At 32.8% G+C, this 16,241-nt stretch carries 17 protein-coding genes and 1 pseudogene; 5 read left to right on the top strand and 13 right to left on the bottom strand.

The annotated features are described in order from the left end of the window. Positions 1-419: 419 nt before the first annotated feature. Positions 420-875: a DNA mismatch repair protein gene (locus AC59HZ_RS28265; RefSeq protein WP_496549092.1), complete on the bottom strand. Its 456-nt coding sequence runs from the start codon at positions 873-875 to the stop codon at positions 420-422. A gap of 281 nt (positions 876-1,156) precedes the next feature. Between AC59HZ_RS28265 and ytzI the strand changes: the two genes are divergently transcribed. Then, positions 1,157-1,327: a YtzI protein gene (gene ytzI, locus AC59HZ_RS28260; protein ID WP_496549091.1), complete on the top strand. Its 171-nt coding sequence runs from the start codon at positions 1,157-1,159 to the stop codon at positions 1,325-1,327. Positions 1,328-1,348: 21 nt separating this feature from the next. Continuing rightward, positions 1,349-1,687, top strand: a complete 339-nt coding sequence (locus tag AC59HZ_RS28255) for a zinc ribbon domain-containing protein YjdM (RefSeq protein ID WP_496549090.1) — start codon at positions 1,349-1,351, stop codon at positions 1,685-1,687. 365 nt (positions 1,688-2,052) lie between these two features. Here AC59HZ_RS28255 and AC59HZ_RS28250 read toward each other — a convergent pair. The 11 genes and pseudogenes from AC59HZ_RS28250 to AC59HZ_RS28200 form a co-directional block, all read right to left on the bottom strand. Beyond that, positions 2,053-2,295, bottom strand: a pseudogene (locus AC59HZ_RS28250) (GNAT family N-acetyltransferase); the annotation flags it as partial. A gap of 303 nt (positions 2,296-2,598) precedes the next feature. Further along, positions 2,599-3,090 (bottom strand): hypothetical protein, encoded by a 492-nt coding sequence (locus AC59HZ_RS28245; RefSeq protein ID WP_496549089.1) that lies wholly within the window; start codon positions 3,088-3,090, stop codon positions 2,599-2,601. Between the two features lie 22 nt (positions 3,091-3,112). Then, positions 3,113-5,923 carry a DUF3289 family protein gene (locus AC59HZ_RS28240; RefSeq protein WP_496549088.1) on the bottom strand — a complete coding sequence of 937 codons (2,811 nt, stop codon included), beginning with the start codon at positions 5,921-5,923 and terminating at the stop codon, positions 3,113-3,115. Positions 5,924-7,152: 1,229 nt separating this feature from the next. Then, positions 7,153-7,797 carry a DUF1510 family protein gene (locus AC59HZ_RS28235; protein ID WP_496549087.1) on the bottom strand — a complete coding sequence of 215 codons (645 nt, stop codon included), beginning with the start codon at positions 7,795-7,797 and terminating at the stop codon, positions 7,153-7,155. A gap of 562 nt (positions 7,798-8,359) precedes the next feature. Further along, on the bottom strand, positions 8,360-8,689 hold the full coding sequence (locus tag AC59HZ_RS28230; protein ID WP_496549086.1) for a 6-aminohexanoate hydrolase: 330 nt from the start codon (positions 8,687-8,689) through the stop codon (positions 8,360-8,362). Continuing rightward, entirely contained in the window at positions 8,682-8,918 is a 237-nt protein-coding gene (locus AC59HZ_RS28225; RefSeq protein ID WP_496549085.1) for a helix-turn-helix transcriptional regulator, read from the bottom strand. Before AC59HZ_RS28225 ends, AC59HZ_RS28230 begins: the two co-directional genes overlap by 8 nt. Before the next feature lie 345 nt (positions 8,919-9,263). Next, complete coding sequence (locus AC59HZ_RS28220) at positions 9,264-9,497, bottom strand: cyclase (protein ID WP_496549084.1); 234 nt, start codon at positions 9,495-9,497, stop codon at positions 9,264-9,266. A 104-nt stretch (positions 9,498-9,601) separates the two neighbouring features. After that, positions 9,602-10,273, bottom strand: a complete 672-nt coding sequence (locus AC59HZ_RS28215) for a hypothetical protein (RefSeq protein WP_496549083.1) — start codon at positions 10,271-10,273, stop codon at positions 9,602-9,604. Positions 10,274-10,431: 158 nt separating this feature from the next. After that, a complete protein-coding gene (locus AC59HZ_RS28210; protein ID WP_496549082.1) occupies positions 10,432-11,235 on the bottom strand; it encodes a hypothetical protein in 804 nt (267 codons plus the stop codon). A gap of 179 nt (positions 11,236-11,414) precedes the next feature. Beyond that, positions 11,415-11,933, bottom strand: coding sequence for an O-acetyl-ADP-ribose deacetylase (locus AC59HZ_RS28205; protein ID WP_496549081.1), 519 nt, complete (start codon positions 11,931-11,933; stop codon positions 11,415-11,417). Between the two features lie 161 nt (positions 11,934-12,094). Continuing rightward, the gene (locus AC59HZ_RS28200) at positions 12,095-12,445 is read right to left on the bottom strand and encodes a hypothetical protein (RefSeq protein WP_496549080.1); all 351 of its coding nucleotides are present in this window, start codon (positions 12,443-12,445) and stop codon (positions 12,095-12,097) included. Positions 12,446-12,868: 423 nt separating this feature from the next. Here AC59HZ_RS28200 and AC59HZ_RS28195 point away from each other — a divergent pair, with 423 nt between their 5' ends. The 3 genes from AC59HZ_RS28195 (at position 12,869) to AC59HZ_RS28185 (ending at position 15,125) form a co-directional block, all read left to right on the top strand. After that, positions 12,869-14,128 carry a serpin family protein gene (locus AC59HZ_RS28195; RefSeq protein WP_496549079.1) on the top strand — a complete coding sequence of 420 codons (1,260 nt, stop codon included), beginning with the start codon at positions 12,869-12,871 and terminating at the stop codon, positions 14,126-14,128. An 84-nt stretch (positions 14,129-14,212) separates the two neighbouring features. Beyond that, positions 14,213-14,368: a hypothetical protein gene (locus AC59HZ_RS28190; RefSeq protein ID WP_496549078.1), complete on the top strand. Its 156-nt coding sequence runs from the start codon at positions 14,213-14,215 to the stop codon at positions 14,366-14,368. 340 nt (positions 14,369-14,708) lie between these two features. Continuing rightward, on the top strand, positions 14,709-15,125 hold the full coding sequence (locus AC59HZ_RS28185) for a hypothetical protein (protein WP_496549077.1): 417 nt from the start codon (positions 14,709-14,711) through the stop codon (positions 15,123-15,125). A gap of 233 nt (positions 15,126-15,358) precedes the next feature. On the opposite strand, the gene AC59HZ_RS28180 is transcribed toward AC59HZ_RS28185, so the two are convergent. After that, positions 15,359-15,796 (bottom strand): YybH family protein, encoded by a 438-nt coding sequence (locus tag AC59HZ_RS28180; protein WP_496549076.1) that lies wholly within the window; start codon positions 15,794-15,796, stop codon positions 15,359-15,361. Positions 15,797-16,241 lie beyond the last annotated feature (445 nt).

The following is a 16,241-nucleotide window of genomic DNA, read 5'->3' as shown; positions in this document are numbered from 1 at the left end:
AAACTTACTAAGGAGTGATCACTCATATACAATCAGCAAGTCATTTGTCAAATCCAAAACACCTTCCAACAAATGCAAAGCTCGAACAAAGTAATGCTGCACAGTTAAGACAGTTTTCTAATCAAATTATTTTTAAATACTTTGTTACTAAACAGCCCTTTTAGAACACTAACAAAAAATGACCGCTATTAGACGATCACGCTCCTTTTAATTTCAATTCGGAAAAATGCACCAGTTTAACTTTATAATTGGGTTCTCCTTCTTGGATAATCTCACAGTAACCAGATGCGTATTGAAAAATTATAAAATGATCGTTTCCTTGAAATATAACAGGAATCCATTCCATAAATAACACATTAATTTTACCTAGTCTAAATGTTGTTTTTGTATTCTTTAAAGTATACTTCAAAGGTAGCAGCTTATTTTAAATATAGGTTACCAAATTCCAAATCAAGGCTTAACTTTCTTTCTAATTTATCAATACTACCTCCACCTGCTATAAAAATTTCTAATTCTTTTGCTAGATTTTTTCCTTTATTTTTACTAAAATGATCACTTTTTGGTAACCTGTCCACTGTAATCACTTCGGGAGTTCGGTCTGCCCTATAAATCCTACCTGGAATTTGTTTCCAAAATTCATTCCATTCCGCTAATAGTCCTATGTCATTAAAATAATATCGTTGCACACCACAAAGCCAAGCAGTACATGCGGTATTTCTTTTTTGACAGCCAACTTGGTCAGCTATAAATTCGCATCCAAAGCAACAGGAATTTCCACTATTAATACAGACCCTACAAATTTCATTTGCTCCAATTTCTTCAAATATTTTTAAACCGTAATTAATTATTTCATCTTTCGTCATTTCAATACTCATTATTACCCCACAATTTCAATAAAGTATATATCCTTTTTTTCTGAGAGTTCAAAATGGGTTGATGCTGTTATTTATAAAATATTGTATAAATCGTATGAATAAACTTTCAAAGCACTTTATCTAAAAAACCTTTGACTAAATATGTAATCAGGTGTAGATTCGTATTATACTATATTCAAATAATCAGATATACAAATAGTATATCTGGTGAAGTGTTTCTGTGCAACATGACCATCTATAATAATCGTTTTGCTAATAATGAATGAAGTCAGGTGAATAAAATGATAATGGGTTTTATTATTGTTGGAGTTTTGATTGTTTTAATTGTGCTATTCTTAAGTGTTATAACAACTTCCAAAGCATATACTTACAAGCATACGGTAGATCCCTTGGTAGACAATCCAAATATAAATGGAGATAGAAAGATAATAAATAGTAATAAAAAGGATTAAATGAACGGAGGAAATGCAATTATGTCAAATTTACCAAATTGCCCAAAATGTAATTCAACATATACATATGAAGATGGAATTCTTTATGTTTGCCCAGAATGTGCTTATGAGTGGACTTTAGATTCAAAAACCGAAAATAATGAGGATAAAAGGATTTTCAAGGATGCAAATGGAAATGTCTTAACCGATGGTGATACTGTAACAATAATCAAAGACCTTAAAGTAAAAGGGAGTTCTTCAGTCTTAAAAGTAGGTACAAAGGTTAAAAATATCCGTTTAGTTGACGGAGATCATGATATTGATTGTAAGATTGATGGTTTTGGAGCTATGAAATTAAAATCTGAATTTGTGAAAAAGTAATAATGGACAGGAATCGTATAGGCTATTAGAATGAAAGCCTTGCTCAACACATGCTTTTCCTTGATTATTCCGACTGTTTCTAATTTCAGTATCCTGTCTCATCAGTATAATAAAATGCGGCATTGATGGAAGTGGGATCTTCAACTCTTGCACGCATTAAATCCCAATGAAATTGTGTTTAACAACTCAACAATACTGGTATGAGAATAAATATATATATAAGGACAATTAAATTCCGATAGATAGATAAAAGCCTGTCTCATTGATTACCAAGTAAACATTGATACAGGCTGTTTTTTAATACTTCTTATTGAACTAACGCACTCGATGAATAAGTTTCTTAATAAAATTAATGTTTATAGCTGTTAAAACAATTTCTTTTCTAAATAATACTGTTTATATCCTTCTGGGTGATCTTCTACTATTCCAACGACTTTAAATCCCAACCTTTGATAGAAATCTGGTGCCTGGTAGCTAAAAGAATCTAATAGTATTAGTCTGCAATTATTTTCTCTTGCCGTTTTTTCAATATGATTTAATAACTCTTTACCATAACCTTTACCTCTTAATGAATAATCGACCCATAGATAATCAATATGTAAATGGTAACAATTATAATATAAATCCTTTATAAATATATTATCTTGTTTAATTATTCTGAGTTACTCTGTTTTATTTTGATAGATGTAAAGCCCAAAGTCTTGTATTACAGAGGTGTGCCCCATATGTTGTAACAGAGTGGCTATATTACCTACAAAAAGACGCCTTCTTTTTCAAGAAAAGCGCCCTTTAACGGAACAAAGAAAAAATTATATTAGCTTGTATTATGAAATATTAAAGTTTTAATAGGGTATGGAAACGATTCGAGTAATGAGGGCCACTATGGAAAATATTCATAGTGATCCAGTGTATCACTCAACAAGCTGATCCTCAATAAAACGCATCCTCTTAATTACCTTTCCTTCCTTATTTTTATCATAAACATTGTATTCTTTTTGTGGATCAGCATCTGACCAAATGATCGATACAATGAGATCATGTTTATGATGTTCCATCCGATCCGTATTCATGTAACTTTCATCAGGCTGCCAGTCTCTTGGCAAATCGTCACTTTCCCTATAAAAGGACATATAAAAAATCCTGTTTTTTCCTTCTATTGCTTTCTTTTCATCTTCAACTGGATGATTCTTACTGTATTTTTCAACTAATTTTTTCAAATCTTTTAAATCTTTTGGTGGATTTAGAATCATGTAATGCTTTCTAAGAGTTACCACTTCTTCATCCTTTTTACCAACGATTTGTTCTGTATTGGCAATTTCGAAAATCTTTGTTTCCCCGCTTGATTCCTCATTCTTTGTACATCCAATTAAGTATAATGGAATGAAGAATATTCCAATAATCAAAACTAGAATTTTTATATTAACTTTAATTGCTCAATTCCCCCTCGAATGGGATATCCATTTCCATTAAAGTAACAAAGGGTTTATATTCCCCATCATAATCTTCATAATGCTGTAAGACAAACCAAGAACGAAATCCTGCTAAGTTGACATACATTTTCTCCACATCTGGCTGATCTAGCCCAAAATGATCATATAAACGAACATGCATGACACCTTCAAAGTGATTGTTCTCTACTGAAAAATCTTTTACGGATATCTTATTCCCCCACGTATCATTTACCGTAATGGTAAGTCCGCCTATTCTATCACTCCAGCTGCTAAACGTCGGGTAAGAAGCATTATCCTGTATATTTTGATAAAATGTATTAGTTGCTTTTGTACTTTTATCAAACTGAAGTGCTGCCAAATTACCTCCATTTTTCTTTAGCTCATCAATTAAAGAATTTTTGACAAATTCAACATAGTCTTTTGTAGTCTCATGCTCACTCGCTTTTTTAGTTAAAGTCTGATTACTATACGCTGTACCAGTTCCCTCCTCAAAATGATCAATCATATCTAAAACAACATCTTCCATTTCTCCCGTAGAAAATAAGCTTGTGGACATTGTTTCGAACTCATCAAAGAGAATACCTGGGAAATATGATTCTAGTAATTGAAAATTGAACATCCAGCTAATGTCAGTCATTTCATCTCCAGTATAATCATTTGTTGTCATATCCTTCGCTACATTTCCATTTTCATCATAGCCTTCTGGTCTATCTGATTGGAAAATGACCATATCGGATAAATCAGAGTACAACGGTTTTAAATCCTCATTATCAAACTTTCCATCTCCGTCACTATCTTTTCGGTCAGGAAAACTCTTTGGAAAGAATCCTTCAAAATGAATAGTAACCCCAAAAATGTCTACCGTGAATGTTTGGAATGGACCCATTTCTTCCCCATCGGTTAATCCATCTCCGTCACTATCTTTCTTGTTAGGATCTGAGTAGATGATACCGTATGGTGTTTTCATTCCGTTAATTTCATAGATATCGTATAAGCCATCCCCATCGGAATCTGTTGTATCTATCCCTCCATCACCTGAATCATCGCTGGGGACAATGTCATTCAACTTATCGCTGCTTGCGGCTTGATCGTTCTTTCCACCTGTTCTCGTTGCCATATTGTGAAGCTGCGTTTCATTAACACCATGCGTCCCTGAGTAGTCTATTTTCCTGCTCCAAAGCTCCAACCATTTTGTCTTATCAACAACCAGAAATTCGCCAAGGTGATTAGTTTCCACACTTATTGTATTCTTACTTGCATCTAACACAGTGTTAAGGCCTTCATACATTTCCTTATCTTCATTGTACCAAATGATGCCTAAATCATTTTCCACTGTGTCTCCTAGCTTCGCTTCATCATAAGTAAACGTAATACTTGCTTTCTCAAATTCTGATTGCGTATTGATGCTTAAAGGAGAACCAATAATACCGTGTAAATTGGTTGTTTTAATATTTACGTTGTTTGTGCTGCTAATTCTAGTCGTTTTATTAATATTACCCTTTGCATTAAAACTAACTTCTACACTTTTAATTTCAGATTTATCAGGCTGAATCAATGATTTACTAATCGATTGTTTATAGAGTTTTTGTGAATCCTCGATTCCGTCATTGTCGCTGTCTGCAGCATTCGGATTTGTCTTTAAAGCATATTCATCTCCATCACTTAACCCATCGTTATCTGTATCAAACTTATTAGGTAATGATTTAAACTGATGTACTTCAAATCCGTCAGTTAAGCTATCTTGGTCGGAATCTTTCTTCATTAAAGCTGTTTGATAAACCTGCTCGTCTTTATTATTCAGGCCGTCTCCATCGGTATCTTCATCTGCGTCACTTATGCCATTATGATCTGTATCATATTTTGTTGGGGAAATAGATGATTTGATCTCATATTCAATATTGTCCTTTAATCCATCCCCATCTGTATTCGTTTTAAATGGATTCATTCCCTCTAGGAATTCTATTCCATCTGTTATCGTGTCACCGTCCGTGTCAGAGGTAGCTTCAAAGAATTCTGTGTTAAATGTATAGCCTGCTTTTTCAAGTCCGAATAACACTTGTTTATATGCATTTTGATAGGACTTTGATGCAGGGATACCTAGATCTTTTTCCAGAAACTCATTACCTTTTTCAGACATTTTCACAGCGTTATCCAAATGAGCTTTTATTTTATTTCCATTTTGATCCGATTGATCAGAGATATCTTTTAAAATGCCAATAGCATTTTTATTGACAATTTTATCCGATAAATAAAAATTAAATAGTATATCTGCAAGTAATACTTCAGTTGGTTTATTAAAATCGTTATTTGATGCATAGCCCCATAGATATATTGTTAACTTATGTTTGATATCCAAAAGCAGATCACTTTTTAGAACTACCTCTTTTATATACTCCTCTTGAACTGCTTGTTCATATTGGTTAATCAATTGTTCAAACATTTCAAGTTCATTCATATCTTTTTGCTTAAAGTCTCCGGTTTTAGCAAATTCCCTAATCAGATTATCTAGTGCATTAGAATCTAACTTAGCATTAGAATTTTTTATGACTGTTACGAAACGCTTTAATTCATTTATTGCAACCTTCTCATAGATTAATCCATCTCTGGTATCCTCATAGAATTCATATTCACTTAACCACTGTTTTACATTTTCCTCACTAGAAATCTTTTGTCGTCCTTGATTAGCATCGTTAACACCCTTAGCCACCACTGTTTGCCCAATTCCGCCGAAAACAATTGCAAAGCTCAATAAAATACTCAGCATACTTTTTATTTTATTTTTCAAAATGAAAATCTCCTCTATAAAAATATTAATTTAACCTATAAAAATATAACAATATTGAGAGAAGCTGCATGCATTTACTATGGTGGATACTTATAAAACTTATTTGGTTTAATGATCGAAGCATACGAAATAGTGGTTCCCATCCAAATATATATTGTCAAAATCCTTGAGATAATGTCATTAAATCGACTCCTTTACAAGTGTTATTTTTCTAATAGCAACTAGTTGGTGCCTATCAAAAGTAATGATAGTAATATATCCCAAACAATATGAATGCTGAATTTTCTAAAAAATTATCAAATCAGAAAGACACCTTCTATTTATGTGTCTTGTCTTTTTAAATTTACCGAACATAAATAAATCTTTGACACAATATATTTTCGGCCTGTAAACCAATGAATGAATCCCGTTTCGCTCCCCAGCCGTTAATATGGATGATGCTTTTTGGTCCTTAGACTGTGGCGAAAATGCAAAAAGAATTGAAAAGCATAAAATAAACAGAAACAGCTCTTATAGTTCCTTGAGGGATAAATTCATTTTTTCTCTTTTTATCCCTAAAAAATAATCTTATTAACTATGTATCAGTTTACAGGTTAAAAATATGGAATATAAGGGAAATATTTCCTATTTATATTTATAAGACTTATGAATTAATGATCTTTCTTTAGAGATTGAACCATAATAGCCAATTTTCTTTAAAACTTTTGTTCAAGAAAATGGCCCGATTGTTGAACACAAATTAAACACTACTCTTCAACAAAACTGCTCCGTTAGCTGAACAAGAAAAAGACCGCCGCAGCGATCTCATCTTTAACTATTGCACCCTTTAGTTTAAGTGCAATTCTTCACAATTCACATTATTTAATAGAATATCAATGATTTCATTAATCATTTTCATTTTTAATCTTTGGTATTTTTGTAAAGCTATATAAGTTATAAATTCTCCTTCATCTTCAACTATCCTGTTTCTTTAGTACAATAAAAAAAGGCTGTCGTAGCACCCCTTTGAAAGGTAACTAAAGTTAAATGAAGAAGAAAAAACAATATTCTTTAACAGATCCAATAATTAGAAACAGGGCATAGGAAATTCCTATGCCCTGTTTTATGGTTTATGAAATTTGTGGTCAGCAAGATTCTTTTGTTTGCCGTTTTCCGGATTAAAACGGCTCGATGGCTTTCTCGTTTTTACCAGTTTGAGGCTGATTTTCAATTCTTCTTTCTTGCCTTTTTTATGAAGTTGGTTCAACTTTTGTTGCTTTATATCCAGAGCCATCCCATTGCAGATATACACGATATTTTTGCGAGCCGTTTGCTTTTGCTGATACAGTCCCGACTGAGCCGCCTGGGTTGCTTTTGTCGCTCCCTAAAAACCATACAGTCATATTGCTTTGATCTATTCCAGCAGCAGAAGAGATTGTTTGCAGCATCTCCTGCCAATCTTGAGAACTTGAATCATAGCTTGTAACATGCTGTTGACCCGGTTGTGCCGGTGTTTCCGGTGCTGGTGATGTTGTTGAACTTGACTGCGAGCTATCCGAAGAAGATGAGGATGAATTGCTTGCTGATGCAGTATCACTATTCGATTGATCATTTTGAGTTTGATCTTGAGTCGATGAGTCGTCATTTGTTTGATTACTTGTTGAACTCTTTTTCACAGCTGGCTTATCCTTCTTTATGTTGTGAACCGATTGTTTTTCAGCTGAGGCTTGAACACTTTTTTTGGATGCTTCCTTGTTATCTCCTGACGAAAAAATCGAGTACGAAACAAATGCAATAAGTATAATTACGATTACAATTGATCCGTTTAAAATGAAATTGATTTTTTTTCTTTTTGTTCTAAACGTTGAACGTGAATTGCCTTGAAAATTATTCAAAATAACCACTCTCCCAAAAACGAGGCTGTCAACATTCTACCATGTGAAGTGAAAATCTTGAAGTATTTTATCACAATCCCCCACATTTTGGTACCTTATCACTAATTGCTGATACCTTTCATAAAGCATTTTAACCATTTCGGAAAACAACTGATAAGCCCCTTTCTCATTGCCAATCACAAAAATATGTAAAAGGCGAATTGTTCATTTTCCTTGAATTTCTTGTAAATATCCAATCAAATTTTAATGAAGCAATCATTGCAAGCTTTCATGGTAATACAGATACTTCTATTGAGCAAATCAAGCGTATTTTGTCACTATTGGTTTGAATTATTCCACTGATATTAAAATTTTCAGTTTATTGTATGAACCTGTTTTTTTACTAATGTTATTTGTTATAGCAGGAGTGATAATTGGGTTCCCTTTTCATGTCCAATAAGAGACAATTAAATTCCTTAAGTGCGAAAAATAAGCCGCCACACAGGCAGCTTCTGATCTTCAACTATCGCACCCCGTAGTTTAAGTGAATTAATTGACAAACTAAAATGATTTTTTAATAAGATTACTTAAAATCTTTTCTATAAAGTCGATAAGAATAAACTGCACCAACTAGAAATACAACACCTTGAAATAATAAAAAGAATTGACGAAAATATTCAATATTGCGGTCGACTTGGGAAATAAAGATGCTATTCATAATCAATTGGGTAAGAAACATACAAGAGGTAATTTTTAAATAAATTCCATTTGTTCTTTCATCTGGCTTACCAAATTTTTTACTAATAAACAAAAGTACAATCAATGAACCTAAATATAGTACCATTGTAATTCCCACAATGATGTTGAAATTATTTGTGCTTTCTAACATCCATGTATTTAATACATCAATCATTATTATCATCCTTTCTTACATAAGAAAATATTTCAATAATATCAACCTCGAAAAAATTCGCAATTCGAAAAGCTAACACTAGCGAAGGAGAGTAATTGTTCTTTTCCATTACAAAAATCGTCTGCTTCGAAACCCCAACTGCATCCGCTAACTCCCTCTGCGATATTCTTCTTAACACTCGATGCTCATACACCTTATTTGTTATTGAATCACCAAAGTCTTCTTTCAAAATTTACACCTCTTTGCTCCACTTCCTTAATTTACCTTTATTTTAAATCATAATTATAAAAAAGTAAAGTTTACTTTTACAAAGTATAAAAATATATTTATAAAATGAAATTTCCATTTACCATAAAAATAAAAAAAAGAGCCAGTATCAATACATACTGACTCCAATTTACTGTTTTAAACTAAATATCATCACGATTCCTTCTTCAAGTAAACTGCCAGTTAGTCCAATAAGAAAACGGGATGACCGTAGCCATCCCGTCTTTTACATAAGCACCACGTTAGCACAAAAGATAAACTGCCTGATTTTGCAGCTAAAACTTGGGGTAACGCGAAAAAACTTTTATTATTTTTCACAGTTCTCACCAGCAGGTCTTCGTTTATGTTTTTCATTAATGATTTTCTTGTTTAGTATCCTTACTTCACCAACCATTAGTAACCTCATATCTTCTACAATATACTTAGCTAACTCTTCATCTGAGATGTCATCTCCATCAATATCAAGACGAAATTCCTGCCCTTGTAATCCTCCGCCATTTGTAAAATCGATTTCAAAGTCGAAAAGAACTCTTTTATCCATTTCAAATCCACCTTAACTTAGTTTTAAAGTAGCCTATACATACATATTTTGGTTTAAAAAATAAATACCTTCTTCCACTAAACTGCACCGTTATTTGAATAAGGTTAGTCATAAAAACTACCAGTTTCAATAAGGATTCCTTCCTTATCAAGCCTTTTGTAATTGTAAGGAATATGGCTTAATTTCTTGTATTTTCCCCTCCAAATTATATATACGAAATTAGATGGTTCTTTAAGAAAATGGTCAGGAGTCAAGTTCTCATAACGATAACACTCGTTAGGATATGTTTCGCCGAACCCAAATAATTCAAGAACATCTTCTTCGATTGCAATTCCACCGATTTTAAATTCATAAACGGAATACAATTCTTTAAGTAAACTTGTAAACCCTGCAAATTCTTCTTTTTTTATACCAATTTGGTCCCATTCTGGTTCATCAAATTCATTTCCATAAAACCAAAAATCAACCATTAGTGCATTTGAAGAAACCATTTCTATTTGTAATGTTGCCTTTCGTTTCCTTGATAAATAGACATATAATCTTAATCTTAATGAGTGTAAGTTTATGGATTGCGGGTCTTCTTCATCATAGGGATAACCTCTATCAAAAAAATCAATAATTTCTTCAACGTTATTATCAACGATTTCAACTTTATTTGTGACCCTTGATAACTTATTTATAATATCTTGTATTGTTTTCGTTTTTTCTTCTTTAAGTTCCAACAAGAAACTAACCTCAAGGAAAGGACCGCCTTGCAACCATTGGGACCACTCCATCAATAATTCCTCCTAAATCTTTGATTAATTACGTTTATGTATTCTATTTTCTTCTTAAACCTGCTTCGTTAGTTGAACAAGAAAAGGGATTGCCGCAGCAGTCCCTTATTTTAATAAATGCATCAGTAAGCTGAATTAGAAACTAAAAACATTATGTTTTATAGATAATTAAACAATGTTTTAATATCTTCATTATCTGCTATACATTCTTTCTTTGCCAAAAATGAAAGTAATGTTATAGGCTTATTAAGTAATGCTGCTGAATACAACTTATGATGACCATCCACAATGTAATGTGATAAACACCAATGTTGAGTATGATTTAGATTATCATCATAGTCAGCAGGTTCTTTTATGTCTAAAACCGATAAGCACAATGCTGTGGGTTTCTTTTGTTCAGAAATAAATGACTTATACATTTCAACAGTATCTTCGTCTAACCAATTTACAGGAAAAGTAGGAACAATAAATTCAAATAACTTAGAGGTATTATTAATTTCTTTAGTTAATCCTCGATAGTATTTAACTTTTGGGTAATGTGGTAATCCCCAAAAACCATCTATTCCCCACACTTGAACTTGTTCGTTAGAAAAGTAATCTTGTTCTGAACCTAATTCAATAAACTTCGGGATTACTTCTAATATGGAAACTTCATAATCCCCACTAGGGAGAATTAATGATACTTTAGAAAGAAAATCACTGTCTAACTTTGTTATGCCTTCTTGTAATGATTTACTAATCTCTTTAGGTGATATTCCTTTAATAGAACCGTTTGCACCCTTTAACCTTTCAAAGAAAAATGAACAGGTACCGCAGATATTTCCAATATGAAAAGCCTTCTTTCCCTCAATTGCTATATACCTGTCCCATTTTTCCCAACCTCCTCCACCAGTCGTTTCAAATGAGATTATTGAGTTTGATTCTTTAATTAACCAATCCCTTTTATCAATAATTTTATTCATAAGACACCTCCTAGCATATTGTTTCTTTATAATATTTTATCAGCTTCTTCCACCAAACTGTTTTGTAAAATTAATATTAAAGAGGGGCTGCCGCAGCAACCCGATTGCTCAACATAAGCACCCGTTAGTGTAAGTGAATTTATTCACAAAATTATAAATCCTCTGCTAAGGAAAAAATTTTATTTTCCAATTAACTTTTGATAAATTTGATAATTTTCTTCATCAAAACATACAAAAACAACTTCCTTGATTCCTTCATTGTTTTTAAGGTATTCGGTTACTAATTTTACTGCAATTTGAGCCGCTGGTATTTTCGGGTATCCATAAATGCCAGTGCTTATGTTTGGAAAGGCGATATTTTCAATTCTGTTTGTACGTGCCAATTCAAGCGAATTTAAATAACAATTCCTCAATAGTCCTTCTTCGTTTTTCTCTCCGCCGTTCCATACGGGACCAACGGTATGAATTACATACTTTGCAGGCAAGTTCCCGCCTGTTGTAATTACAGCTTCTCCTGTTTGACAACCACCTTGCTTGTTTCTTATAGCAACGCATTCATCGTATAAATCCCTTCCTGCCGCACGATGAATGGCACCATCCACGCCTCCGCCGCCAAGCAGGCTTGAATTTGCGGCATTGACAACGGCATCAATGGTTTGTTTGGTAATATCGCCTTTTATTACTTTTATTTTTCCCATATTCATCACCCTTCGTTTGGATTATATACGATTTTTTTATCATCCTTTTATGAGAAAAACAATCCTGACCGTTAGTCGATTAAGAAATTGGATTGCCGCAGAACCTCATCTTTTCAACGAAACCCAAAAGTTAGTGGAATTGAAAAAAGTTGTGGCAGCAACTACTCTAATATTTTCACAACTTCAATTTTTCCTTTTATATATTTATTGAAGTTTTCTAATTCCTCTGCTGGTATCCACAGTTCTTGGTGATAACTTTTTCCCACTGTTTGAATTTTAAATTTGGATATATATACATCGTCAACTTCAAACTTTAAAACAAATCCCTTGTATTGCGAATGTTTATCTTTTGTGTTCCATCTCTGGGCAATTTCCTCAGCATACCCTTGATTAAGAACAGGATAAAAAAATGGTTGGTCAGGCAACCTGGGTGGAAATGCAGAATAATTATTAATTTCAATTAGGTCTAATTCTGCTTTTCCAACTGGGCGAAAAAGAATCATATAATCCACACCACCTAAAAATTACATAATCTAGCGAATACTACTATAATTCGGTGGATTTAAAAATTCACCTGCTTTGAAATAGCTATTTATAAATGAACCTTTTTAAAGTAACCTGCCCCGTTAGTATGATCAACGAAAAAAAAGAGCTGCTTACCGCAACTCCATTCTCAACTCAAGCACCCGTTTGTTTAAGTGTACTCCTTCACAAAGTTGAAATTTAACGGTTCTGTTTTGATTAAAAGGTGTTTCATTCGGAAGTTTAGAAAAAAAGGGGAAAAAAGAGCACAAGTTTCCTGAAAAGGACAGTTGGGGCAATCCGTACATAAATTAATTCATGTTAAGGGGCTGACACGCATAGAATATAGCTTGGAGCACGAAAGATGAAATCTTATTCTCACACTAGAACATAGCAAATCAGAGGGATAGGAAATGAAGAAAAATCAGATTGAGAAAAAAGGGGTGGTTTCTTTGCAAGATAAACAGAAGCATATTTCCCCTAATGATTTAATGAGGGGCATCCAACGTGATTCATCAATAAAACCTGAACTGAGCAATTGCCAGGATAATAAATTCGTAACGGCAGCAAATGCTTTCTCTCTTTCTCTTCTTAAACAAACTGCAAAACGAAAGCAAAACATTGTCCTTTCGCCTGTATCCGTTTTGGAAGCGCTAGGGATGAGTTCGCTCGGTGCACAAGGAGATACCAAGAAACAGTTTGAACAAGTTTTGGGCAACGGGATATCGACAAACCAATTGGCAAAAGACTGCCTTGCGCTTGCAGACGACATGACGAATGTTTCAAGCGGAAAAGTCAAAATCGCGAACTCAATTTGGTATCAGGACATCAGTGGTTTTTGTCTCAATCATAACTTTTTACAGCAGAACGCTGATTACTTCAATGCTGATGTTTATGTGACTACCTTAAACTCACAAGAGGCAGTAAACAAAATAAACCACTGGATTAATGACAATACAGATGGATTAATCGAGAAAATCCTTGATAAGCCAAATAGTCAAGACAAGTTGCTTTTGATTAACTCTGTACTGTTTGAAATGGACTGGAGTTCTATCTATAATGAATTCCAAATCAATAATCAAGATTTTCATTTATCAGATGGAAAAACAATCTCTACGCCTTTTATGTCATCGACTGAATTTAACTACCTTCAGGATTCGAGTTTCATCGGATTTGAAAAACCATATGATGATAAGAATTGGAAAAATCCAAAATATAGCTTCGTAGCTATTTTACCCAAAGACCATGCTGATCCCGTTGTTGCACTAAAAAATTTGAATGGTGTTCATTTCAAACAATTGCTTGAAAGTGCTGATAAGGAACAAGTGGTCTACGCTAAAATTCCAAAATTTAAGTTTAGTTTCTCGAACTCATTAGTGAAAACACTAAAAAATATGGAACTAATAGATGCGTTCAATTCAGAGAAAGCTGATTTTTCTAGTATGTCTAATTTTCCACTCTATATTTCTGATGTACTACACAAAGCCTATATTCAAGTAGATGAGAAAGGTACGAAGGCTGGCGCGATAACAAAAATTGAAATGATGGCGGGATCCGCTTTCATAATTCAGCCCAAAATCATCGTGTTAAATCGACCATTTATTTTTGCTATCGTGGATAATCACACAAAGATTCCGTTGTTTATGGGTATCGTTTATGATCCTCAGGAATAATCCGAATAGTTTGGAGTATGAAAGGTGAAATAATATGGGAATAAGTAAGAAACAAAGTGAGAATAAAGCAAAGGAAATGGAAAGTTGCAAAATATTCGTGAAGGCTTAAAAGGGAAAAATATGAGTTCGACACTGAAAAACAAAACAACCCGTACCGAAATACTTTATGAACCTACAAAGAGATACACCATTCTTATTCAACTATCCACCATTTTAATAAAAAGAACGCAGCAGCAGTAAATCAGGTTATACAACTAAATCAGTTTATCTGAATAACAATTTTTATTCATTCAGCTTTTTTCCTTCTTCAATCAATAAGAACTAATAGTTAAATAAAGAAGGTAATAATAAAAAAACTTCTAATAGTAAAATATATATAAGAACAATTAATTACCTAAATAAAAAGCCTGTATCTTAGATTACCGAGTAATCCTTGATACAGGCTTTATTTATACTTCTTATTAAACTAACGCACCCGTTTGTTTAAGTACAATTATTCACAATCTCAAAATTGCTGCTACATAATCGACATTTTAATACCACCTTAATTATTGGGGAAAATACCTTTGAGGTGATTAGAGTGATTAAAAAGATTTTTATAAGTTTTTGTATTTTTATACTATATACAACCAATGCTATGGCTCAAACTAATCATCAAATACAAATTATCGATATAAAAAAAGGTAAAGTTATAAAAAATGTTCAAAAAAACCCCGATTTACAACAAGAAGTAGAGAAATTTCTTGATGGAATAACAGGGGTTTACGTGAAATTGAACCCATATCCTAATAATGGGTTTGTGATAAAAATCCCTTTAGAACCTAATGTTACGGTTAAAAATCAATGGATCAATGACCTTGTAGATGAAGTAATGATTATTTTTCCTGTTCAAGAAAATCCATATTTATTGATTTTTGACAATGAGAACCAACCACATTTCTTTAAATTTCAAGGCAATACAAGCAAATTCTTGGGATTATTGAATTTTAAGCCATAAACCTCAGAAATGAGGTTTATTTTATGCATCTTATTAAACTGAATCGTTAGAGCACAATAAGAAAAAGGCTGCCGTAGCATAACGGGTTCTGTTTTGAAGTACAAAACTTAAAGTAGCAGGCTATTTCCCAAGCTAAATAGCAAAGAAAAACATCGCTAAATTTGCGATGTTTTTCTTTTTAAAGAATACCCCTATAGTTTAAGAAATTGTTATATTTTAGTTAGATCTGGTTATTACTTAAAAGTAAAAATGCCTTTTCCAGTTTCCATACTGATTGGTAATGATGAATGTTGATGTATTATTTTCCAAGAATTATTTTCCTTTTTTAATCCAAATGTAAATCTATTAGTGATCTGGCGGAGTTTCTCTCCAGACCCATTGTAAGCTATGAAAGACACATTACTATTTATGAAGGCAAGTCCCGCATTTTCTTCAACAACTAAATCATTCAACTCTACTTTGAGTTGAACACCATCCTCTTTCAAGTGGTTAAACCACCCATTCACAGATTCCTTCCACTTCGAAATACCTTTGCACTCCCAGTCATCCCAACAATCATAAACTTGAATGTTAGTTGCGTATGCTGATACAAACTTCTCAACATTCTGTTCATAAACGGCAGTCTTATAATTTTCTATAATGTCCTGAACCTTTATAAATCCAACATTCATAATTTAATCTCCCTTTTTGATAATTTACAATAATACGACAATATATAGTAGAGCTTAACATAATGTTGTAGTGATATCCAAATTCATTCTTGATTTTTCAAACTCTTATTAAAAAATTCTGACCCGTTTGTTTAAGTGCACTCCTACACAATGTATATAAAAGTTTCAGTTTAAATATAAAATATGGAATTAATTTCGACCATTAAAAGGTATAGTAATTAGCTTCGTTATAGAAAGTCCTATGACCAAACCTTTTTATATGCGAATTGGTACACTAGAAACACAACATATACGGTTAAAATGCCTTTATATCAACAAAAAAAGAACATCTAAACCGTATGCGATTTGATGTTCTTTTTCATATGCTTTTTTTATGTTTGTACTTCAAAATGGAACCCGTTAGCCGTAGCAACCTAACTTTTTTTCGCTCAAGCACCAGTTAGTT

Source organism: Neobacillus sp. DZ-9 (assembly GCF_059587065.1).
Note: the sequence above shows the minus strand (reverse complement) of the source record. Positions and strands in the feature narration are given on the sequence as shown.